Origin of the sequence: Mesorhizobium sp. (genome assembly GCF_004963255.1) — a bacterium.
GTDB lineage: Bacteria > Pseudomonadota > Alphaproteobacteria > Rhizobiales > Rhizobiaceae > Mesorhizobium.
The window spans coordinates 62,643-84,137 of sequence record NZ_SUGA01000008.1; the positions used below are offsets into that span (position 1 = coordinate 62,643).

At 63.2% G+C, this 21,495-nt stretch carries 21 protein-coding genes; 6 read left to right on the forward strand and 15 right to left on the reverse strand.

All coding sequences use genetic code 11. The features are described 5' to 3' along the window. Positions 1–3: 3 nt before the first annotated feature. The 10 genes from E5X34_RS11580 to moaA form a co-directional block, all read right to left on the reverse strand. On the reverse strand, positions 4–873 hold the full coding sequence (locus E5X34_RS11580) for an NAD(P)-dependent oxidoreductase (protein WP_292564371.1): 870 nt from the start codon (positions 871–873) through the stop codon (positions 4–6). A gap of 166 nt (positions 874–1,039) precedes the next feature. Continuing rightward, the gene (locus E5X34_RS11585; RefSeq protein WP_292564374.1) at positions 1,040–1,864 is read right to left on the reverse strand and encodes an ABC transporter permease; all 825 of its coding nucleotides are present in this window, start codon (positions 1,862–1,864) and stop codon (positions 1,040–1,042) included. Continuing rightward, entirely contained in the window at positions 1,861–2,577 is a 717-nt protein-coding gene (locus E5X34_RS11590; protein ID WP_292564377.1) for an ABC transporter permease, read from the reverse strand. The genes E5X34_RS11585 and E5X34_RS11590 overlap by 4 nt, the downstream gene beginning before the upstream one ends. Positions 2,578–2,655: 78 nt before the next feature. Further along, the gene (locus E5X34_RS11595) at positions 2,656–3,441 is read right to left on the reverse strand and encodes an ABC transporter substrate-binding protein (protein ID WP_292564379.1); all 786 of its coding nucleotides are present in this window, start codon (positions 3,439–3,441) and stop codon (positions 2,656–2,658) included. Positions 3,442–3,592: 151 nt separating this feature from the next. Next, positions 3,593–4,108 carry a molybdopterin-guanine dinucleotide biosynthesis protein B gene (gene mobB / locus E5X34_RS11600; protein ID WP_292564382.1) on the reverse strand — a complete coding sequence of 172 codons (516 nt, stop codon included), beginning with the start codon at positions 4,106–4,108 and terminating at the stop codon, positions 3,593–3,595. Then, positions 4,105–4,737, reverse strand: coding sequence for a molybdenum cofactor guanylyltransferase MobA (gene mobA, locus E5X34_RS11605; protein ID WP_292564385.1), 633 nt, complete (start codon positions 4,735–4,737; stop codon positions 4,105–4,107). Before mobA ends, mobB begins: the two co-directional genes overlap by 4 nt. A gap of 4 nt (positions 4,738–4,741) precedes the next feature. Next, positions 4,742–5,662: a DMT family transporter gene (locus E5X34_RS11610; protein ID WP_127868085.1), complete on the reverse strand. Its 921-nt coding sequence runs from the start codon at positions 5,660–5,662 to the stop codon at positions 4,742–4,744. Between the two features lie 124 nt (positions 5,663–5,786). Then, on the reverse strand, positions 5,787–6,143 hold the full coding sequence (locus E5X34_RS11615) for a hypothetical protein (protein WP_127878665.1): 357 nt from the start codon (positions 6,141–6,143) through the stop codon (positions 5,787–5,789). Between the two features lie 113 nt (positions 6,144–6,256). Further along, positions 6,257–6,751, reverse strand: a complete 495-nt coding sequence (locus tag E5X34_RS11620; RefSeq protein ID WP_127868083.1) for a hypothetical protein — start codon at positions 6,749–6,751, stop codon at positions 6,257–6,259. Between the two features lie 55 nt (positions 6,752–6,806). Beyond that, on the reverse strand, positions 6,807–7,802 hold the full coding sequence (moaA, locus tag E5X34_RS11625; RefSeq protein ID WP_292564391.1) for a GTP 3',8-cyclase MoaA: 996 nt from the start codon (positions 7,800–7,802) through the stop codon (positions 6,807–6,809). Positions 7,803–8,113: 311 nt separating this feature from the next. Here moaA and E5X34_RS11630 point away from each other — a divergent pair, with 311 nt between their 5' ends. Further along, the gene (locus E5X34_RS11630; RefSeq protein WP_127878661.1) at positions 8,114–8,467 is read left to right on the forward strand and encodes a DUF971 domain-containing protein; all 354 of its coding nucleotides are present in this window, start codon (positions 8,114–8,116) and stop codon (positions 8,465–8,467) included. A gap of 93 nt (positions 8,468–8,560) precedes the next feature. Next, a complete protein-coding gene (locus E5X34_RS11635; protein WP_292564395.1) occupies positions 8,561–9,172 on the forward strand; it encodes a pyridoxamine 5'-phosphate oxidase family protein in 612 nt (203 codons plus the stop codon). Between the two features lie 12 nt (positions 9,173–9,184). Here the strand turns inward: E5X34_RS11635 and E5X34_RS11640 are convergent, their stop codons facing one another. Further along, the gene (locus tag E5X34_RS11640) at positions 9,185–9,637 is read right to left on the reverse strand and encodes a MarR family transcriptional regulator (RefSeq protein ID WP_127878657.1); all 453 of its coding nucleotides are present in this window, start codon (positions 9,635–9,637) and stop codon (positions 9,185–9,187) included. A 47-nt stretch (positions 9,638–9,684) separates the two neighbouring features. On the opposite strand from E5X34_RS11640, the gene E5X34_RS11645 reads away from it, so the two are divergent. After that, positions 9,685–10,593 carry an alpha/beta hydrolase gene (locus E5X34_RS11645; protein ID WP_292564400.1) on the forward strand — a complete coding sequence of 303 codons (909 nt, stop codon included), beginning with the start codon at positions 9,685–9,687 and terminating at the stop codon, positions 10,591–10,593. Positions 10,594–10,601: 8 nt separating this feature from the next. Here the strand turns inward: E5X34_RS11645 and E5X34_RS11650 are convergent, their stop codons facing one another. Then, complete coding sequence (locus E5X34_RS11650) at positions 10,602–11,003, reverse strand: rhodanese-like domain-containing protein (RefSeq protein ID WP_040982805.1); 402 nt, start codon at positions 11,001–11,003, stop codon at positions 10,602–10,604. Between the two features lie 301 nt (positions 11,004–11,304). Between E5X34_RS11650 and E5X34_RS11655 the strand changes: the two genes are divergently transcribed. Next, on the forward strand, positions 11,305–13,179 hold the full coding sequence (locus E5X34_RS11655; RefSeq protein ID WP_292564404.1) for a murein L,D-transpeptidase: 1,875 nt from the start codon (positions 11,305–11,307) through the stop codon (positions 13,177–13,179). Positions 13,180–13,242: 63 nt separating this feature from the next. Here E5X34_RS11655 and E5X34_RS11660 read toward each other — a convergent pair whose 3' ends face one another. From E5X34_RS11660 to E5X34_RS11670, 3 genes are all read right to left on the reverse strand, one after another. Further along, complete coding sequence (locus E5X34_RS11660; protein WP_292564407.1) at positions 13,243–13,728, reverse strand: hypothetical protein; 486 nt, start codon at positions 13,726–13,728, stop codon at positions 13,243–13,245. 101 nt (positions 13,729–13,829) lie between these two features. Further along, entirely contained in the window at positions 13,830–14,414 is a 585-nt protein-coding gene (locus E5X34_RS11665; RefSeq protein WP_292564410.1) for a hypothetical protein, read from the reverse strand. A gap of 229 nt (positions 14,415–14,643) precedes the next feature. Further along, entirely contained in the window at positions 14,644–14,901 is a 258-nt protein-coding gene (locus tag E5X34_RS11670) for a PepSY domain-containing protein (RefSeq protein ID WP_292564413.1), read from the reverse strand. A gap of 439 nt (positions 14,902–15,340) precedes the next feature. Between E5X34_RS11670 and E5X34_RS11675 the strand changes: the two genes are divergently transcribed. Next, entirely contained in the window at positions 15,341–17,122 is a 1,782-nt protein-coding gene (locus tag E5X34_RS11675; protein ID WP_292564416.1) for an adenylate/guanylate cyclase domain-containing protein, read from the forward strand. Positions 17,123–17,239: 117 nt separating this feature from the next. Further along, a complete protein-coding gene (locus E5X34_RS11680) occupies positions 17,240–21,466 on the forward strand; it encodes a cytochrome P450 (protein ID WP_292564419.1) in 4,227 nt (1,408 codons plus the stop codon). Positions 21,467–21,495: the final 29 nt, after the last annotated feature.

Genomic DNA, 21,495 nt, shown 5'->3' on the forward strand with positions numbered 1-21,495 from the left:
CGCCTATTTTTCCAGGCGCGCAAGCAGCGAGGAAGTGTCCCAGCGCTTGCCGCCCATGTCCTGCACATCCTTGTAGAACTGGTCGATAAGCGCGGTCACCGGCAGCTTGGCGCCGTTGCGGTTGGCTTCCGCCAGGCAGATGCCCAGGTCCTTGCGCATCCAGTCGACGGCGAAGCCGAATTCATATTTGCCGGCGTTCATCGTCTTGTGGCGGTTCTCCATCTGCCAGGAGCCGGCGGCGCCTTTCGAGATCACCTCGACCACCTTTTCGATGTCGAGGCCGGCTTTCTTACCGAAATGGATGCCTTCGGCCAGGCCCTGGACGAGGCCTGCGATGCAGATCTGGTTGATCATTTTCGTCAGCTGGCCGGCGCCGGCCGAGCCCATCAGCCCGACCATGCGGGCGTAGGAGTCGATGACGGGCCTCGCCTTGTCGAAAGCGGCCTCATCGCCGCCGACCATGACGGTCAGGACACCGTTCTCGGCGCCGGCCTGGCCGCCGGACACGGGCGCATCGAGAAAGGAGAAGCCTGCCTTGCGCGCGGCTTCGTCCAACTCGCGCGCGACCTCGGCCGAGGCGGTGGTGTTGTCGATGAAGACGGAACCCTTCTTCATCGCGGCGAAGGCGCCATTCGCGCCGGTCGTCACCGAACGCAAATCGTCGTCATTGCCGACGCAAGAGAAGACGAAGTCCTTGCCTTCGGCTGCTTCGGCCGGCGTTAGCGCCAGCTTGCCGCCATGCTGGGCCACCCACTTCTCGGCTTTTGCCCTGGTGCGGTTGTAGACGGTGACGTCGTGGCCGCCCTTGTTTCTGAGGTGCCCGGCCATCGGATAGCCCATGACGCCAAGACCGAGAAATGCAACCGATGCCATAGACCTGCCTTCCAACACAGAGATTTCAGTGCCGGAACGTCTAGGCCATGCAGCGAATTCGTCAAGGCGTGGCAAGCCGCATCGACTGGCACAGGCGATGCCGGGATGTCTCTTTGTTTAGCTCAATTCCGGACGGAAAACCGCTTCACACTTTTCCTGGAATTGCTTAGCGATGCAGGTGGACGGTGATGCGGCGCTCGATCCATTCGACACCGTGGCGCAGGATCTCGACCATCACCAGGTAGACGATCGCCACCCAGATATAGGCCTGGATGTCGAAGGATTTCGCATAGGCGAGCTTGGCGTTGCCCATCAGATCGTAGACCGTGATGATGGCGACGATCGCCGAGGCCTTGATCATCAGGATGAGCTCGTTGCCGTAGGGCCTGAGCGCGACGATGATCGCTTGCGGCAGGATGACCTTGCGCAGCGTCTGCAATTTGTGCAGGCCGAGCGAGGCAGCGCCCTCCCATTGGCCGCGCGGCACGCTTTCGATGGCGCCGCGCAGGATTTCGGCCTGATAGGCAGCGGTGTTGAGCGAGAAGGCAAAGACACCGCAATAGAAGGCTTCACGGAAGAACCACCACAATCCGACCGTTTCCAGCTCCGGCCGGAAGGAACCGACGCCGTAATATACGAGATAGGTCTGCACCAGCAGCGGCGTGCCGCGGAAGAAATAGACATAGCAATAGGCAAGCCCGGACAGGATCCAGTTCTTCGACATGCGGCCATAGGCGACCGGCAGCGAGAAGATCGCTCCCAGCACCATCGAGATGGAAACCAGCGACAGGGTCGTTCCCAGGCCCTGCAGATAGGCCGGCGCGTAACGGGCGAAGAACTCTGGATTCCAGGCGTAGACGAGATAGGCGACGATGCCGAGACCGAAGAGGATCCATACGCCGACCAGTGCGTAGCCGACGATGCGGGCGCGCGGCCAGCCGCGGGCCAGAGGGGGCGGCTTGTCGACAACGATGGCCTGGCTGACGCTCATCGCACCGCCCTCCGCCCGAGATGACGCAGAATATGGCCGGTGGCGATCGACGACAGGATGGCGAGAGCCAGGAAGATCAGCGCCGCGACGCTGTAGAACAGGAAGGCATGCTTGGTGACGCGCGCCGCGACCCCGGACTGGCGCAAGGTCTCGGCGAGATTGACCACCGAGACCAGCGAGGTGTCCTTCAGCAGGCTCAGCCAGCAATTCTCGAGGCCGGGGAAGGCGATGCGTATCAGCTGCGGCAGGATGATCAGCCGCATCGTCTGCCATTTCGCCAGGCCGATGGCGTAGCCGCCCTCATACTGGCCTTTCGGAATGGCACGAAACGCGGAAAGGAAGACTTCGCTGGCATAGGAGGAGAAGATGAGCGACAGCACGATCATGCCGGCGATGAAGCTGTTGACGTCGACCGTGGCATTCGGATTGAACAGCCGCACCAAGTATTGCAGCAGAAGCGGCATGCCGAAGAAGAACAGGAAGAGCGTCACCAGTTCCGGCAGGCCGCGAAAGACCGTGGTGTAGATGTTGGCGGCGAGCCGCAGCGACGGCTCTTCATGCTGCTTGGCAAAGGCGACGAAAAAGCCGATCGTCAGGCCGATCGGCAGTGTGGCGAGCGCCAGCACGATGGTAACCAGAACGCCAGACGCAATGTCGTCACTCCAGCCGTCCGGTCCCCAGCTGAGAAGTGTCCAAATACTTTGGGCCGGCATTGACGGGTCGTGTCTCCGTGGCGATCCCGGGAGAAGAGAGGGGCGGCGAGGGGTGCCTCACCGCCCTTGGCGTGACGATCAGGATTCGGCGCCGTAGACGTCGAACTTGAAGTATTTGTCGTTGATTTCCTTGTACTTTCCGTTCTTGCGAATAGTGTCGATCGCTTCGTTCAGCTTGTTGACAAGATCGGTCTCGCCCTTGCGCACGGCAATGCCGGCGCCCGGTCCGAAGATCTCGACCGGCTGCGGCGAGGGCTGGCCGAGGATCTTGCAGCAGGCGCCGTCTGGCGTATCCAGCCATTGCTGCAGCACGACGATATCGTCCTCAATCGCGTCGAGACGGCCATTGGCGAGGTCGGCCTGCTCCTCGGGGCTGCTCGGATAGCCCTTGATGGTGCTGTCCGTGTAGGTCTTGGAGGCATAATTGTAGTGCGTGGTCGTGGTGGCGACGCCGATATTCTTGCCGGCCAGGTCTTCCTTGGTCACGCCCTTGAGCGGCGAATCCTTCGGCACGGCGATAGCCGAGGGGGTGTTGTAGTATTTGTGGGTGAAGTCGACCTTTTCCTGGCGCTCGGGCGTGATCGACATCGAGGCCACGATGGCGTCGAACTTGCCGGCCTGGAGCGCCGGGATGATGCCGTCCCAATCCTGCGCGACGAAGGTGCACTTCACCTTCATCTCGTCGCAAAGCGCCTTGGCGATATCGATGTCGAAGCCGACCAGCTGGCCGTCCGAAGTCAGGTTGTTGAAGGGCGGGTACGCGCCTTCGGTGCCGATCCTCAGGGTCTTTTCCTGAGCCTGGGCGACGCCAAGTGTCAGCAGCGCGGCCGAAGCGGCAAGCGCGAAACGCAGTGCAATACGCATGATAATCCTCTCATATTGTCATGGCCGCTGTCCCGTGCGGCTCTTGTGGGCGGAGCTTCGTTACCGCCCGCTGAGGCGGATACTCCCACTCTTTGCGAGAAAAAAGCAACTGCAAATCAACGGCAAACGACAATCCCGATCTGCCGCTGCGTTACTCGGTTTCAGCGACGAGACCTGTGCTGCGCTCGACGAAGTCGGCTATCGATTTGGTGTCGTTGAGGTCGAAAACCGGCAGGCCTTCGCCTTCGACCGGAAAGTCGGCGGCGACCGCGACTATGTTGGGATCGTTGGCTGAAAGCGGCGTCCGGTCCTTGGCCTCGAGCCGCCTTGCCTCGATCTTCTTGTGCGCTTCGCGCTTGTAGCCTTCGACCAGCACGATGTCCGAGGGCGCTAGGCGCGCCAGAATATTGTCGAGCGTCGGCTCGTCCTCGCCCCGCAATTCGTGCATCAGCGCCCAGCGCCGGCCGGAAACGATCGCGACCTCGGTGGCGCCCGCCTGCCGATGGCGAAAGGAGTCGGTACCCGGCTTGTCGATGTCGAAGTCATGGTGGGCATGCTTCACCGTCGAAACCGTCCAGCCGCGCGCCACCAGCTCGGTGACCAGCTTTTCCGTCAGGGTTGTCTTGCCGGAATTTTTCCAGCCGGTGATGCCGAATATACGTCTCATGGCCGAAGGCTTTGCAACAGACGCTCCGCTGCCGCAAGATCGTCCGGCGTGTTGACGTTGAAGAACGGATCGATCTTCTGGCTGCCGGCCTCGATCATCGGGAATTCGACCTCGACATAGCCCTGGCGCTCCATGAAGGCCGAAACCCGCCGGTTGTCTTCGTCTACGAGGAAATGGCGCAGGGTGTCGCGCAGGCCGAGCGGCCAGAGCGCGAAGGTTGGATGCCACCTGCCGCCCGAACTGGCGACGGCAATCGCGCCTGGCCGCTCGCGGGTTGCGGCGGCGAGGCGCTCGACGAGGGTGTCGGGGAAGAATGGCGTGTCGCCGGCGGCGCTCATCAGCCACCGGCAGGTTGTTTGCTTCGCCGCCCATTCAAGGCCGGCGAGGATGCCTGCCAGCGGTCCGGCATGGCCCGGCACCGTGTCCTCGATCACCGGCAGGCCCGTGCCGGCAAATCGCGCCGGATCGCCGTTCGCGTTGAGCCCGAGCGTCGCGACCTGCGGCTTCAATCGCGCGGCGACATGGTCGATCAGCCTGGCTTTGCCCAATGAAAGCAGCGGCTTGTCGCCGCCGCCCATTCGGCGCGACTGGCCTCCCGCCAGAATGATCCCCGCAACATTTCGGTCCATCGGCCTATATGCCGTCCGGCGCCATGTCGGGTCCAGCGCTTTCAGCGGCAGGCTGCTGCCTGCCGACGACGCGCTCGCGGTAGAGCGCATAGAGGCCGGAGCCGATGATAATGGCGGCGCCGACGATCATGGGCAGGTCGGGAACATCGCCGAAAATGACGAGGCCGAGCAGGATCGACCAGAGCAGGGCGGTGTAGCGGAACGGCGCGATGAAGGAGATGTCGCCCGAGCGCATCGCCATGATGATGAACTGGTAGCCGATGAGCACCAGCACCGCCGCGAGCGCCAGAAGCATGGTCGACCGGCCGCTCATCGGCGTCCAGCCGCCCATCGGCGACAAAAGCAGCGCTCCCAGCACGGTCATGGCGAGCGCGGTCGCTGTCGACACCAGCATCGTCGGGATCGCTTGCGGGATGCGCTTGGTGGAAAGGTCACGCACCGCGCAGCAGGCGACGCTGGCCAACGCCACCAGCGAATAGACGCTGAAACCGTCGAATCCCGGCCGCACGATGATCAGCACGCCGACGAAGCCGGCGGCAATGGCGGTCCAGCGTCGCCAGCCGACGCTTTCGCCGAATACCAGCGCCGCGCCCATGGTGACCGCCAGCGGCAATGCCTGCATGACGGCGGAGACATTGCCGATCGGCAGATGCGCAAGCGCGATCAGGAACGACACCGTGGCGCCGGCTTCGCCGGCCACGCGCATGGCCACCATCGGCTGCAGCATGGCGGCCGGATTGACGAGCGCGCCGCGCCGCCAGGCAAGCAGGCCGACGAAGAGAGACGCGAAGGCGCCGCGCACCAGCATGACCTGCGCCATGTTCATCGATTCGGAAGAAAATTTGGTGATCGCATCGTTCAAGGTGAAGCCGACCATGGCCACGATCATGAACAGCGCGCCGCGCAGGTTTGGTGAAAGAGGCAAAGGCGTTTCCGGATTCTTTTTCTAGATCAAGCCGTAGCAGGCGACCGGAAAACAGCAACGGCAAAGAAATGGGCCACGAAGTTCTGCGTGGCCCACGAGATCGATTTGCCAAGGTTCGGAAGACTTATTTCGGCGTCAGCACTTCGGTGCCGTTGCCGTTCTGGCCGGCGATGGTCCACAGCCCATGCAGGGAGCCGTCCTTCTCGATCTTGTAGACGACGAGACCGACTTCCTTGCCCATCGCATAGCCGGCAGAAAACGCATTGTCGTTACGCATGCAGATACCGTCCGAGGTCGAGCCGCCGGTTTCCCAGTGGATCGTGCAGGTTGTGTCGCTGGTCAGCGTGATGGTGGCTTCGCCATCATATTTCGAGCCGTCGAAGTTGGTGCCGGCGACGGTATAGGTGCCGCCGATCGACTGAGCGGCGGCCGGTATGGAAGCAATCCCAAGCATTGCAAGTGAAAGTATGAATGTGCGCATGGCACTCCCCCTGAGAGCGAAAATCGCGCCCGAAGGCTAGGCCGGAAAAGGCCGGCGGTAAATCGGGCGGAAGGTGGGTGCGAGCGCATTATTTTCAGGGGAGCCGGTCCGCCTCAAGGGCCGCTGAGGCTCTTGGCGATCGCGCCGGCCAGAGGGTCGTATTTCGCCTTGAGCGCGGCGGGATATTCGATCCAGACGGTGCGGATGACGTCGTCCTTTCCGAACAGGCGCCGTTCGTAGAAGACCTTGCCGTCCTTGCTTCCAGAGAGCACCGCCCAGTTCTTGCCGGTCTTGCTGTAGGTGACCTTGTAGCCCGGTTCGGTGCTTGCTTTCTCTTGGGCAACGAAACCCTTCGGGGTGTCGTTATCGACATTGTAGATGCCGGAACAGGTCAGGCTGGCGCCGTCGGCGCTAAGCCATTGCTGCCCATCGCCATTTTCCGGTTCGGGCATCGGCTTGTCGAAGATATCGTCGGGAAATGTGCATGACTGGCCGAACCGCGCATTCACGTAGGTGAACGGCTTGGCGGTTGCCGTTGTCGTGATGATTGCCGACAGGAAAAGGATAGCCGCCGGTGACGGGCAGCCGATGCGCCGACGATTCTGCATGTTCCCCCCTTTGGCCAACAACCAAAGGCGATCATGCATCAAGCCGCGAAAAAAATCAGCCGCCGGTGACGCTCATATGCCGCGAGACCGAAGGACGGCTGGTGCGGCGGTCGATGATGAAATCATGGCCCTTGGGTTTGCGGCCGATGGCCTCGTCGATCGCCGCGTCGAGCAGTTCGTTGCCCTCGGAGGCACGCAACGGCGCCCTGAGGTCGGCAGCGTCCTCCTGGCCGAGGCACATGTAGAGTGTGCCGGTGCAGGTCAGTCGCACGCGGTTGCAGCTCTCGCAGAAATTATGCGTCATCGGTGTGATGAAGCCGAGCCGGCCGCCGGTCTCCGTGACATGGACATAGCGGGCAGGGCCGCCGGTCTTGTAGGGGATATCGGCGAGCGTGAACTGGCGCTCCAGCGATGCGCGCAGCAGCGACAGCGGCAGATACTGGTCGGTGCGGTCGGCCTCGATCTCGCCCATCGGCATCGTCTCGATAAGGGTGAGGTCCATGCCGCGGCCGTGCGCCCAGCGCATCAGTTCGGGGATCTCGGCATCGTTGAAGTCGCGCAGCGCGACCGCGTTGAGCTTGATCTTCAAGCCTGCCTTCTGCGCGGCATCGATGCCTTCCATCACCTTGCCGAGATTGCCCCAGCGCGTGATCTGGTGGAATTTTTCGGCATCGAGCGTATCCAGCGAGACATTGATGCGCTTGACGCCGCAATCGGCGAGCTCTGCGGCGAAGCGCGACAGCTGCGAGCCGTTGGTGGTCAGCGTCAGCTCTTCCAGCGCGCCGCTGTCCAGATGACGCGACAGCTGGCGCACCAGGTGCATGATGTTCTTGCGCACCAGCGGCTCACCGCCGGTTAGCCTGAGCTTCTTCACGCCCTTCTCGATGAAGACGGTGCAGAGCCGGTCAAGCTCTTCCAGCGACAGAAGATCCCTCTTCGGCAGGAAGGTCATGTCCTCGGCCATGCAATAGGTGCAACGGAAATCGCAGCGGTCGGTGACCGACACGCGCAGGTAGCTGATCGTGCGACCGAAGGGGTCGATCATGTCCATTGGCAAGCGTTTCCCGTGGCCTTTAGCGGCGTCGTTATATATGGCTATGTGATACGATCCGATGCCGCATTCAAGATAGAAGGTCTTGATCTTTGGTAACATTCCCCGACCGACATCGCGTGTCGGCTGACCTCAAGTGGCTTTCCGCATCGCTCGAAGCGGCGTAGGGAAGGGCGCAACTCAGAGCATGATGCCGAAAAGTGTGAAGCGGTTTTTCGGACGACATCATGCTCTATCTCTTTGACTTAGAGACGGATTCAGATTTCAGGTCGATTCGACCTGAAATCATCCGGCTCTAGACAGGACCAATCATGACCGCGCCAAAGGAACTCAGGGTCTCCAAGGACCGCAAGCTCTTGACCGTGACCTTTCCGGGGCATCAGCCGTTCGAATTGCCGGCGGAGTTCCTGCGCGTGGCTTCGCCGTCGGCGGAAGTGCAGGGCCATTCGCCGGAGCAGCGGGTGACGGTCCCCGGCAAGCGCGATGTCGCGATCCTCAAGATCGAGCCGGTCGGGAACTACGCGGTGCGCATCACCTTCGACGATTTCCACGACACCGGCATCTTCACCTGGAACTATCTGCATACGCTCGGCCATGAGAAGGACCAGCGCTGGAACGCTTATCTGGCGGAGCTGGCCGAGAAGGGGCTGAGCCGGGACCGTTAGCCTGGCACATCGCAATCCAATGTCGACAGCCGGCTGTCGTCAAGGCGTCATGGTCATGGGGTAGCGCCGGCAAAAGGTCAGGAGGCAAAGAAGATGTCGCGCATCACATCCGTCGAACAGCTCGAGGCGCTTTACGGGCTGCCGGGCGAAGCTTCGATCGTCAAGGAGCTCGACCATGTGATTCCCGAATACGCCGCCTTCATCGAGGCCTCGCCCTTCGTAGCGCTGGCGACCAGCAGGCCGGAAGGGCTGGATTGCTCACCGCGCGGCGATCTCGCGGGCTTCGTGCGTCTCGTCGACCAGAAGACGCTGATGATGCCGGACAGGCGCGGCAACAACCGCGCCGATTCGCTGAAGAACATCATTCGCGATCCGCGCGTCGGGCTGCTGTTTCTTGTGCCGGGCTCGGGCACCACGCTGCGCATCAACGGCCGCGCGCATATCACGACCGATGCCGGGCTTTGCGCGTCCTTCATGGTCGACGGCAAGCCGGCTCGCTCGGTCACCGTCATCGATGTCGACACGGTCTATTTCCAATGCGCCCGCGCCATCGTGCGCTCGGAACTCTGGAATCCGGCCAGGCATGTCGACCCGAAGTCGCTGCCGACGCCCGGCCAGATCCTCGAGGTCACCAGCCGCAAGAACATCGACGGCCAGAAGTACGACCAGGAATGGCCGGAGCGGGCGAAGAAAACCATGTGGTGATTGGAAGCCGGCTCAGGCTTCCTTCAGAACGTCGGCGATCTTGCGCATCTGCTCGCCGATCATGTCGCATTGTTCCGGAGTCGACTGGCTCATCGCCTTCTCGATCAGCGCCATGTGAACCTTCAGCGCCTTCATCAGCAGGGCTTCGCCGGCCTCGGTGAGGTTCAGCCGCAGCACGCGCTTGTCCTTCTCGTCGCTTTCGCGGCGCAGCAGGCCGCGGGCTTCCAACTGCGGCAACAGCATCGTGATGTTGGAGCGGCCGACCAGCAGCTTGCGGGCAAGGTCGTGCTGCGACATGCCTGGATGACGGTAGAGGTTCATCAGCACGTCGAGCTGCGCCGGCTTGAGGTCGAGCGGCGCCAGCTTCACGGCCAGCGTGCGCTCCAGCACATGGCAGGCGCGCGCCACCGCCACCCAGTTGCGGAAGCGCGGGTTATCCCAGGGCAGCTCTTGCTTAATGTTCATGTTTGAACTATTATGTTCATGCTTGAACGAATGGATGGACTGCCAATATGGCATCATTTGGAATGAAGGTCATCCGGGGCGTTTTCGGCGCAGCCGAGCATGTTGCACCGCGTCTTGGCGGCCGCGCCGCGTTCGAATTGTTTTGCCGCACACCCAGTGCCAAATCGCTGAGCGACGGCGAGCGCCGTGCAGTCGAGCGTGCCTCCGCCTTCATGGCCGAGGCCCGCCATCACCGGCTGAAGACAAGGACGGATTGCATCGCCGTGCATGAATTCCGGCCGGAGCCGGGCACCGAATCGCGCGGCACGGTGCTCATCATTCATGGCTGGCGCTCGCGCACCGAATATATGCGCGCCTTGATCGAAGGGTTCCGCGGCGCCGGCTACAAGGTCGTCTCGCTCGATTTGCCTGGGCATGGCCATTCGCTCGGCCGCCGTCTCAACATGGTGAATGCGGTGGATGCGGCGCGGGTCGCGGGCGAATGGTTCGGCCCCTTTGCCGCCGTCGTCGGCCACTCCTTCGGCGGCGCGATTGCCGCCAATGCGGTTGCGGCCTCGGTCAAGGGCATACCGCCGCTCAAGGCGCAAAAGCTGGTGCTGATCGCGGCGCCGAGCTCGCTGCCGGCAATCTTCGACGACTTCAGCGACATGATGAATGTTGGGCCGCGTTCCCGCATCGCCATGGCGGATCGGGTGAAACATCTGTCGGGCCGGCCGCTGAGCGAGTTCACCGGCGACCGCCAGCTTGCCACGGCACCGGTGCCGACGCTGATCATCCACGCGCCGGACGATCGCGAGGTCCATGCCGACCATGCCAGGCGTTACGCGGGCGCCGGCGAGCATGTCCATCTGCATTGGGCCGATGGGCTCGGCCACCGCCGGATCCTCGCCGACAGGGATGTCGTTGCGCGAGCGGTGGGTTTCGTGACCGGTCAGCGCGAATCGATCCTGCACTAATCAGCCTGTTAGTCTGCCTTCTTTTTCTGCCCCGGCTCGACCGGCAGGCCGGCCGCCTTCCAGGCGGTGTAGCCACCGAGGATATGCTTGACCGGGGTCAAGCCCATGTCCTGCGCCGTCTTGGTGGCTAAAGCCGAGCGCCAGCCGCCGGCGCAGAAGAAAACGAAGGTCTTGCCCGAAGCGAAGAACGGCTTGTGGTAGGGGCTTTCGGGATCGATCCAGAATTCCAGCATGCCGCGCGTCACATGCTTGGCGCCGGGGATCTTGCCGTCGCGCTCGACCTCGCGCGGGTCGCGCAGGTCGACGAAGATCGTGGCGTCATCCTCCAGCAGCCCCGCTGCCTCCTCCGGCGACACGACCTCGATCTCGGCATTCGCCTCGTCGAGAAGCTGGCGATACCCTTTCTTCACTGCGCATCCTCCAGGCCACGGCTCAAGCGACCAGGATTTCGAGCATAACGGCCGGGGTTTGTCACGTCCGAGCCGGTTCCGCCAATGTCTGGCGCAATGGCGCAAGCATCGCGGGAACCGAGGCTGGCCGCATGGGTCTCACAAGGATGTGAAACCGTTCTGCAACATGGCCATGGAAATTTATGGAAGCTTAACGAAATCGGTATGAATCAGTATAGTTGCGCCTTACATCCGCCATGCGGTGGGCGAGATCGTTTAGCGGCGCGGAACGGGAACCGGTGACAACCGGAGCGAGTGATTCATGAAATTCCTCGGGAACAAAAAGGCGGTGCCGATCGCGATCGCGGCGACGCTTGCCCTCGGGCACCAGCCGGCAAGCGCGCAAGGGCTGTTCGACATGCTGTTCGGCGGCGGCATCCGGCACGATCCGCAGGGCGAATTTCCGCCGCCGCCGAAGCCACGCAAGATACGGCCGCCAGGAGAGGATGGCGGCAGCGTCCGAATCAGTAGCCCGACCTACAACACCTACCGGGCCGACAAGCTTGTACGCGTCGACTTCAAGTCGCTGGTGCCTGCGACACCGCCCGCAACGGCGCAGGATGCCGCCTTTGTCCCGTCGGTGACGAGCTCCGCGTTCCGAGATGCTGTTGCCGGCCTGAGCGACTATGAGCTGTTCGCCGAGCCTGACATCGCCAAGGCGCTGATTGCCTATTACTCGGCCAATCCGGATTTCATCTGGGTGAGCGACAACGCGCCCAACAGCAGGGCACAGGATGCCGTGCGCGTGCTGGGCGAGGCGGCGAGTTATGGTCTGACGCCGGCCGACTATTCCGTCGATATCCCCGCGGCCGCGACTTCCGCCACGCCGGAAGAGCGGACTAGGGAACTGGTCCACTTCGAGATGGCGCTGTCGGCGCGCGTGTTGCGTTATGCCCATGATGCCCAGAGCGGCCGCGTCGATCCCAACCGGATGACCGGCTATTACGATTTCCCGGCCAAGCCGTTCGATCTGGAAGGCGCGTTGAAGACGCTGGCCCATACCCAGGAAGTGCGTACCTATCTCGAATCGCGGCATCCGCAGAACGCCGAGTACCAGGCGCTGCGCGTCGAGCTGGAGGCGCTTGAAGCCAGCGAGGAAAACGAGATCGTCGTCGATCCCAAGCTGTTGCTCAAGCCCGGCGAGAGCAGCCCGGAACTGCCGAAGTTGCTGACGCTGATTGCCCGCAATCTCGATGACGACATGGGCGGCAGCTACGGCGAGGTTCTTGCCAGGCTGGGCAAGAGCGAAGTCTACGAACCTGAGCTGGTGCCGGTGATCAAGGCGGTGCAGCAGCGGGAAGGCATGAAGGGCGACGGCGTCATCGGCCCGCGCACAGTGGCCTTGCTGGCCGGGGCTTCGAAAGCCGACAGGATCGAGAAGGTCAAGGTGGCGCTCGAGGAACTGCGTTGGCTGCCATCGGATCTCGGCAGTCCACGCGTCTTCATCAACCAGCCGGCCTTCACCGCCAGCTATATCGACAATGGCGAGGAGAAGCTGAAGACCCGCGCGGTCATCGGCCGGGTCACCAACCAGACCGCCTTCTTCTACAACCAGATCAAGCAGGTTGACTTCCACCCCTATTGGGGCGTGCCGCAGTCGATCATCGTCAATGAGATGCTGCCGAGACTGCGCAGCGATCCGGGTTATCTCGACCGGGCCGGCTATGAGGTGACGGATTCGCGCGGCAGGCAGATCCCGTCGTCGGAGGTGGACTGGGGCGCCTACGGCTCCAAGATCCCGTTCAGCGTGCGTCAGCAGCCAAGCGAGGCCAACGCGCTCGGCGAGTTGAAGATACTCTTCCCCAACAAGCACGCTATCTACATGCACGACACACCGCAGAAGTCGTTCTTCGCGCGAGACATGCGGGCGCTCAGCCATGGCTGCATCCGCCTGCAGGATCCGCGGGGCATGGCGGCGGCGGTGCTTGGCACCTCTGTCGACGATATCGCCGAGAAGCTGAAGCACGGGCATTCGACCGAGAATGTCACACGCGTCATCCCGGTCTATGTCGCCTATTTCACCGCCTGGCCCGACATGTCCGGCAAGGTCGAGTATTTCGACGACGTCTATGACCGCGATTCCAAGCTGATGCAGGCGCTGGACGCGACCGAAGCGGTGCGTACGCCTTCAAGCTGAGCGCTGTTAACGTCAAGCAATTCCGGACGGAAGGCTACGGCGATGCCGCCGAGCCTGACCGCTTCACACTTTTCCTGGAATTGCTTTGATGAGCGGCCGGCGGAAGCCGGCGTCGCGCCCGGCGATCAGCCAGTAGATCAGGCCGGCCACGAGGCCGCCGCCCGCGATGATGCCGATGTCGGCCCAGCGTTCCGGGTCATCGGCGGCGTCAGGCCATATCAGCATGAAGCCGGCCGCCGCAGCGGCGGCGCCGAACAGGATATGCAGCCAGAAGCTGCGCAGCGAAAAGAATTCGGCGATCAATGCGAAGACCAGCGTCTGCATCCCCGTCAGGATAATCGTCAGGAAATAGACGAACATGCCGAGCGGCGGCACGACCAGGACGGCGACGGGGGTGAATTCCATAAGTCCGAAGTAGCCCGGCGCGTTGGGCAGCGAACTCAATATCGCGTAGATCACCACCACCGCGATCAAGCCAGCAAGCACCGCGACCAGATAGCCGGCGAGCACCATCAGGATGCGCTTCAGGACGTAGCCGATCACTGCCATGCACCCCCGTGCCCGCAATCAGGAGGGCAGTCAGCCACCAAAGTTGTGACGATGCAAGGCCGGCCGCCGCGCCGGACTCCACGGCGCGGTGCCGGGGGTCCTCAGGCGCCACCGCACAGGTGCTGCGAGTCCGGCAGGGCCCATGCGCCTTTGGCGGCGAGGTCGACGGCGTAGTAAACCCTGCCGCGCAGATCGTCTTTCGGACAGTCGCGCGGGATGGCGATCAGGCACATGACGACCGGATCGCCGACCTTGGAACTCGCCAGTCCCGGTTCGCGGTCGTAGGAGACCGCCGTGCCGCCATTGGTGAACGTCGCGGCGCTGCCGGCATCCGGACTGGCGGTTTCCAGCGGGTCGTCGCCCAGCCTTGTCGTCAGCGTCTTGATGCGGGTGAAGCCGCAATTTCCGATCGACGCGGGCAGGGGCTGGTCAGTCGGCTTCGGCGTCCTTGCAGCAAAGTCGAGCGCCTTCTTGCCGATCAGCGCGATGTTGTAGTCCTGTACCCATGACGGCGCGCTGCCATATGTCTGCAGCGCATTGTTCTGGGCGCTGACGATGCAGGAAGCATCTGTCTTGCAGGCATTCCGGTCAGCGACCAACTGCCTGGCGATCTTGCGCTTGTCGCCGCCGAAGGCAGGTTCAAAACCGCCATAGGCCTTGGTGACCAAAGCGTCGATGGCTGACATTTGCGGGTCGGCGCAGATCGCCTTTTCGGTGGGCAACCGCGCCTTTCGGCAATCGAAGGACCGGCCGTCCGCCCGCGCCAGGCCGGACATACCCACAATCGATGCGGTCACAATCAGGGCGCTCGCGCAGGTATCAAGCCGCATGTTCTCCTCGGGCGCTTGTTTCGACGATCGAGTCTTTGCCGAATGCAAGTCCCGCGGAATGGCAGAGGGGGCAAGCGATCGCGGCCTATTTGGGCTCGCCGGTCACCGGGTCATAGGTGATTTGGACCTTGGCCTTGTCGGTGGTGTAGTAGGTGATGGTGTAGCCGTCGCTATCCCAATCGACCTCCTTCACATAGCGGAAGTCGGTGCGGTGCTCGACCTTGGCAATGATCTCCGACAGCTTCTTGGCATTTTGCGGCGGCAGTGGCTGGTCGTCCGCCGCAAAGGCCGATCCGCCGGCAAGGAAGGCCGCGATACCGGTTGCTAAAACAACAGTGCGCATGAGAGCCCTCAAATCGCGTAATTGGCCAAGTTTCATATGGGCCTGGGTGCCGTCAGAAACCAGCACGCGGGCAGGTTGGTTCCGTAGCGTGAAAATAGCGCCTTGTGAAGCGTCTGGCTCGACATGGCCGATCCTCGGCTGGCAACAGCCAAATCCAACATTGCCCGAGGACAAAAGAGCGCGTGATTTCAATGGGTAACGGCACGATGCGGATGTCCCTTCCGATATAACGAATGACTAACCATGCGCTGGACAGGGCGTTCGCCATATTAGCTGTTCGTGGTAGAGCTTTCGGCAAGACCCTGATAGAATTCTGGTCATAACAGGGTGGCAACAGCGCGCCGGACCTGCCGGGGATATCCATCGGCAGACGGCGACACGTTTCTTTTGAGCGCAGGTCGCCTGTTCTGGATTGGAAGCGGGGACTGGGGGCTCAATCATGGCTGAACGGAATTACACCCGTCAGCTTGCGACAATCATTTCGATCGACGCCGTAGGGTTCTCGAGGCTGATGGGCATCGACGACGAGCTCGCCGTTGCCGCGTTCGAGGAGAGGCGCGACATCATCGCCGGCAGTTGCGGCGCATTTGGCGGGCGCACATTCGGCGATGCCGGCGACAGCATCATGGCCGAATTCGGCAATCCGATCGAAGCCTTGCGGGCGGCCTTCGATTTCCAGGCGCGGATCGCAGCGCTGAATGCCGCGGTTGCCGAGAACATGCGCATGCCGTTTCGCGCCGGAATCAATACCGGCGATGTGATTGTCCGCGAGGGCCGTCTCTACGGCGACGACGTGAACATCGCCGCCCGGCTTCAGGAATTCGCGCCCCACGACGGCGTCGCCATCTCGGCTACGACCTGGCACCATGTGAAGGACAAGACAGCGGCGGTCTTTACCGATCTCGGCGAGTTCAGCCTGAAGAACATCGCCCTGCCGGTGCGGGTCCTGATCGCGGGCCGCGGCGGCAACGGGCCTGCCACGCCGGCCTCCTTCGCTTCTATCCCGGCCGCGCCCGGCCATTACAAACCCGTCCCCAAGGGGCCACCGGCAATCGCGGTGCTGCCGTTCCAGGGCAACGGAAGCGAACCGGACGTCGGCTATATGGCCGACGGCATTGCCGAGGACATCATCTACGGTCTTTCCAACACGCGCTGGCTTTCGGTCATCGCCAAGGGATCCAGCTTTCAGTTTCGCGACGACAGCCTGGGCACAAGGCTCATCGGCAATGCGCTTGGCGCGCGCTACATCGTCAGCGGCACGCTGGCGCGCCACGACAGGCATATCCGTCTCAACGCATCGCTCACAGACACCTCGAACGGGCGCCTGGTCTGGTCGCAACGCTTCGACCGCGATCTGGTCGACATCTTCAGGCTGCGCGATCAGGTCGGCAGCGAGATCGTTTCCATCCTCGACAAGGAGGTCGATCGCGCCGAGCAGGCGCGTACGTTCCAGGTGCCGTGGGAGAGCCTCGAAACCTGGCAATTGGTCAGGCGCGGCCGCTGGCACATGAACAGGCGCACACGTCGCGACACCGACATCGCGCTCGACTTCTTCGACAGAGCCTACCGGGACGATCCGAACTCGAGCGCCGTACTCAACGAACTGGCCTGGTGGTATTTCTGGCGGGCCTGGCTGCGTTTCGGCGACAGCGACGACCTGGAAAAGGTAGAGGAGCTTGCGCGCAAGGCGCTGCTGATGGACAGCCTCGACGCGCGCCCGCATGCCTATCTCGGCGCGGCCGACATCATGCGCGGCCTGCCGGCATTGGCGGCCGAGCACCTTGCCGAGGCGATCCACATCAATCCGAGCTTCGCCTTCGCCCGCTCGGCCATGGGCAGCGCGCGCCTTTTGCTTGGCGACGCGACCGGCGCGATCCCGTTCTTTCTCGATACCGAGCGGTTGAGCCCGTTCGACCTCTATCGCTTCCACAATCTGGGTGAACTGGCCGCCGCTTATTGCTTCGTCGAGGACTGGCCGGCCGCGATCGCCACAGCCGAGCGCTCGCTCAACCTGTCGCCAAGTTACTTCTACGCCAGGTTCCTGAAGATAGGCGCCCTGATCAGAAGCGGCAGGCATGACGAGGCAGAGCGCGAGCTTGCGATTTTCATGACCCGGCATCCTGACTTTTCCGAGCAGCGGATACGCTGGATACCGTTCGTTGACCCGGCCAAGAACAATTTCCTGATCGCCAATTTCGATCGGGCCAAGTCAGCCGCATGATTGCCGGGCCGACAACAGATGACTGTGAGCGAATTCACATACGCCGGACCGATGCAAACCTAGGCCAGACGGTGCCGGCATCGCATTGACGTGGACAGCCGGGGGGCTTGAACGCGCATGATCACACTGAAGTACTTCGCCGCTGTCCGGGCCGCCCAGAAGAGCCAGCGCCCCGTCGCCGAAATGCCGCCGTTCGACATCTATCGACTGCGTTCCAAGGGCGGCATTGCTTCGCGCATCGCCGGCTTTCTTCTCGGCGATCCGCGCTGGCTTCTGGCCCTGCTGCGCCGCTTCTGGCCGAATCCCGGCTTCGGCAATTTCCTGCTCGTCACCAAGGGCGCGGATGTGCGCGACATATTGGAGCGCGGCGACGAGTTCGAGACGCCTTACGGGCCGGAAATGGCCGAGCTGGCCCGGGGCTCGAATTTCATTCTCGGCATGCAGGACGGCGCCGCGTACCGGCAGATGAAATCGGCCGTGCTGAGCGCGTTCCCGCCGGCGGAGGTCGAAGCAACCGTCAGGCCGATCGCCGAGCGCCATTCGCGCGAGATCATGACCCGCGCCAGCCCCGGCTTCGATGCCATTGCAGGCTTGATGAAGATCGTTCCGGTGCGCATCTGCCGCGATTATTTCGGCCTTCAGATCGACGATGAGACCGAATTCGCCGACTGGTCAATCGCGCTCAGCGCGCTGTTCTTTTCCGATCCGACGGCAAATCCCACCACGCGCCAGCTTGCCGTGGTCGCGGGAGATCGCCTGATCAAAATTATCGACCGCTCGATCGCCGCGGTCCGGGAAAAGGCGAACAAGGATGACAGGCCGCTGGCTCGCTTGGTCGCGCTGATGGACCAGGGACGCCTGTCGCTGCCCGACATTCATTCCATCATGCTCGGCATGGTCGCCGGCTTCGTGCCGACCAATGTGCTCGCCGGCAGCAATTGCCTGGATGTGATCCTGTCGCGAACCGATGCACGGCGGGCCGTGGATGAGGCCCTCGGCGCCGGCGACACCGGCAAGCTCGACCGGGCAATCATGGAAGCCATGCGCTTCAAGCCGATCTGGATCGGACCCTGGCGCTACACCAGGCGTGATGCGGTCATCGGCAAGGGCACCCGCCGCGAGCGCGTGGTCAAAGCCGGAACGGTCGTCATGCCGGCGACACTCTCGGCGATGTTCGATCCGGAGATCGTACAGCGGCCGAACGCGTTCGATACGTCGCGCCCGCATCGCGACTACATGGTGTTCGGTTACGGCATCCATTTGTGCATCGGCGCCGAAATCGCCCGCATTCAGATCGGTGAATGCATCCGCGCCCTGTTCAGCAAACCGAAGCTGACCCGCGCGCGGGGCAGGGCCGGCAAGATGGTCAATGTCGGCGCCTACCCGGCAAGCCTCAAGGTCGATTTCGAGCGCTCGCCGCTTTGCCGCACAGCCGAGCAGTCGATGGTGACCGTGGTCTGCCCGATCACCCGACCGATGCCGCTCGATGCGGTGCGCGACAAGGTAGCGGATTTCGGCAATCCGGCGATCGGCGAGATCAGCGCCGCGCTCGACAAGGTCGGCACCATCCATTTCACCAGCCTGGCCGTCGCTCCCACCGGCAAAGACGAAAAATCGGGGACCGAGACCGGCGCGCTGGTGTTGGAGATCTCCGGCGACGGCAGCACCGACGATGTCATTGCCGCCATAGCGCACGCGATCGGTCACCGGCTGCGACCGATCTTCAGGGATGTCTGCGGCCTGCCGGATGGCGGTTCGCTGGAAGACTTCCTGAAGAGGAAGCACATCGAGATATCGCCGTCTTTCGGCAGCGCCGCCGGGCTGGTTTTCTCCGGCACGCCGGGACATTCCGTGCGGCGGATCCTGGCCGAGGCCAAGCTCGCCGACAGCGTGCGTGAGATCGTCGAAAAGCCGCGCGCCGGCGCCGGCAATGCGATGGATGTGCTTGCCGAGGCGCGCCGCCATGTCCGCGGCCTCGGGCAATTCGGCTGGGCGTTCGAGCCAGCCGAAAGCCTGCTGGAAAGGCCACCCGGCCACTGGTCGCGCGCGCTGACGACGACGCTGCTGACGCCGGCGATGTTCGCCACCGTCGCGATCGTCATCCTGGCCTTCTGGCGCATGACTTATGTGCTCGTGTTCGGAAACCCGCATGGGATCACCTTCACCAACATCGCGATTGCGGGCACATCCCTTCTGCTTTCAATCCTCGGTCTGCTGGCCATTCTCGCCCTGTTCGTCGGGCTTTGCTTCCTGGCGTTGCGGCGGCTCGAGGACAAGGACCAGCCGGCGAGTACCCCTGTCGAGATCGGCGCGCTCGAAAAGATCCTCGCCCATGAGGACCACACCGCGCAGAACAATCTGACGGCGATCTCGACGATGAAGGCGGGCATCTTGCGGCGGCTGGCGCTGCGGCTCTCCTTCTATCTGATCTCGATATCTGCGCAGAAGGTGTTCAGGCCAGGCTTCCTCGCCACCATCAACACCATTCATTTCGCCCGTTGGGTGCTGTTGCCTGGCACCAACAGGCTGATGTTCTTCTCCAATTACGGAGGCAGTTGGGAAAGCTATCTCGAGGACTTCATCGCCAAGGCCTCGGCCGGCTTGACCGGTGTGTGGAGCAACACCGACGGCTATCCGCGCACGCGCTGGCTGTTCCTGGACGGCGCGCGCGACGGCGATCGCTTCAAGCGCTGGGCGCGGCGCCAGCAGGTGCCGACGCTGTTCTGGTACACCGCCTATCCGCACCTCAACACCACGCGTATCCGCATCAACTCCAGGATCAGGCGCGGCATCGCCTCGGCTACCGGCAACGAGGCGCGCGACTGGCTGAGCCTTTTCGGTTCCCTGCCGCGTCCGCAAGCGCTGCCGGCTGATGCGAAGAGCCTGCCAGAGCCCCCGTCCTCGCCCCTCGAAGCGCTGGAATCCGGCGAAATCCAGTCGATCTTCTTCGGGCCGTTTGGCGCGCTGGGCGACGCGCATATGCTTGCGATCCAGGTGCCGGAAGGCCTGCCGGCGGCGAAGCGCAAGGCGTGGCTCGACTTCGTCATCGGCAAAACCAGCTTCGGCGACGGGGTGCCCGCGGGCCGCGCCATGACGGTGGCGTTCGGCCCCAACGGACTGCGCCGGCTCGGGCTCGAAGGCGGCGTCGACGACGAACCGCTGGACACGTTCCCGGTCGCCTTCCGGCAAGGCATGGGCACGCCCGAGCGCAGCCGCATCCTCAACGACACCGGCCCCGACGCGCCCGACAAATGGCAGTGGGGGTCTTCCGCCAACCCCGTCGATGCCGTCATCGTCTGCTATGCCGAGACGCCAGCCTCGCTGAAGGCCGAGATCACGGCCATGAAGCGACAGACGGCAGGCGCCGGGATGTCGGTGACCGCCGAAGTGCCGCTGAAGGTGAAGCGCGAAGGCAAGCGGGCGGTCGAGCATTTCGGCTTCGTCGACGGCATCTCGCAACCGATCGTTCGGGGTACGGCGCGCGCCGCCAAGGGAGCCGCGCCCATGCATCTGCTCGCACCGGGCGAGTTCCTGTTCGGTTATCGCGACGAGCATGGCTTCTACCCGTCGTCGCCGTCGGTCGAGGCGGCGCTGGACCGCGCCGGCATCCTGTCGCAGGTGCGGCGCAACCGCCAGATACCCGGGCAACCGCCTCCGCCGCGCGATTTCGGCCGCAACGGCACGTTCCTCGTCATGCGCCAGTTCGAGCAGCATGTCGAATTGTTCGACGATTATTGCAGGCGGGCGGCGACGCAGGCCGCAAATGAGAGCGGCGATCCCGCCATCGATCAACGCTGGGTGGCCGCAAAGATGCTCGGCCGCTGGCAGGACGGCAGCTCGCTCGTGCGCAATCCGACTGGGCGGCCGGGCCGCGGCGTCGACAATGATTTCGCGCTCGGCGCCGAGGATCCGCAGGGGCACGCCTGTCCACTCGGCTCCCACATACGCCGTTCCAACCCGCGCGATTCGCTCGGCGAGGACCGCGAGACGCAGATCAGGATCGGCAAGCGCCATCGCATCCTGCGCGTCGGCCGCACCTACGAGAAAAAGGACAGAAGCGGGAAGACAGAGAAGGGACTGCTCTTCATGTGTCTCAACGCCGATATCGAGCGCCAATACGAGTTCATCCAGCAGACCTGGGTCTCGTCCAGCTCGTTCCAGGGTCTTGTCGGGGAGACGGATCCGACGATCGGGGCAAGGGGCGGCGGCGGCCGGTTCTCGATCCCGTCCTGGGAAAAGGTCACCGTGCTCAAGGATGTGCCGAAGTTCGTCACCACGAAAGGCGGCGGCTATTTCTTCATGCCGAGCCGCTCGGCGCTGCGCTACATGATCTCGCGGTTGTGATCAGGGGCGCTTAGGCTGTCTGCTGCTTG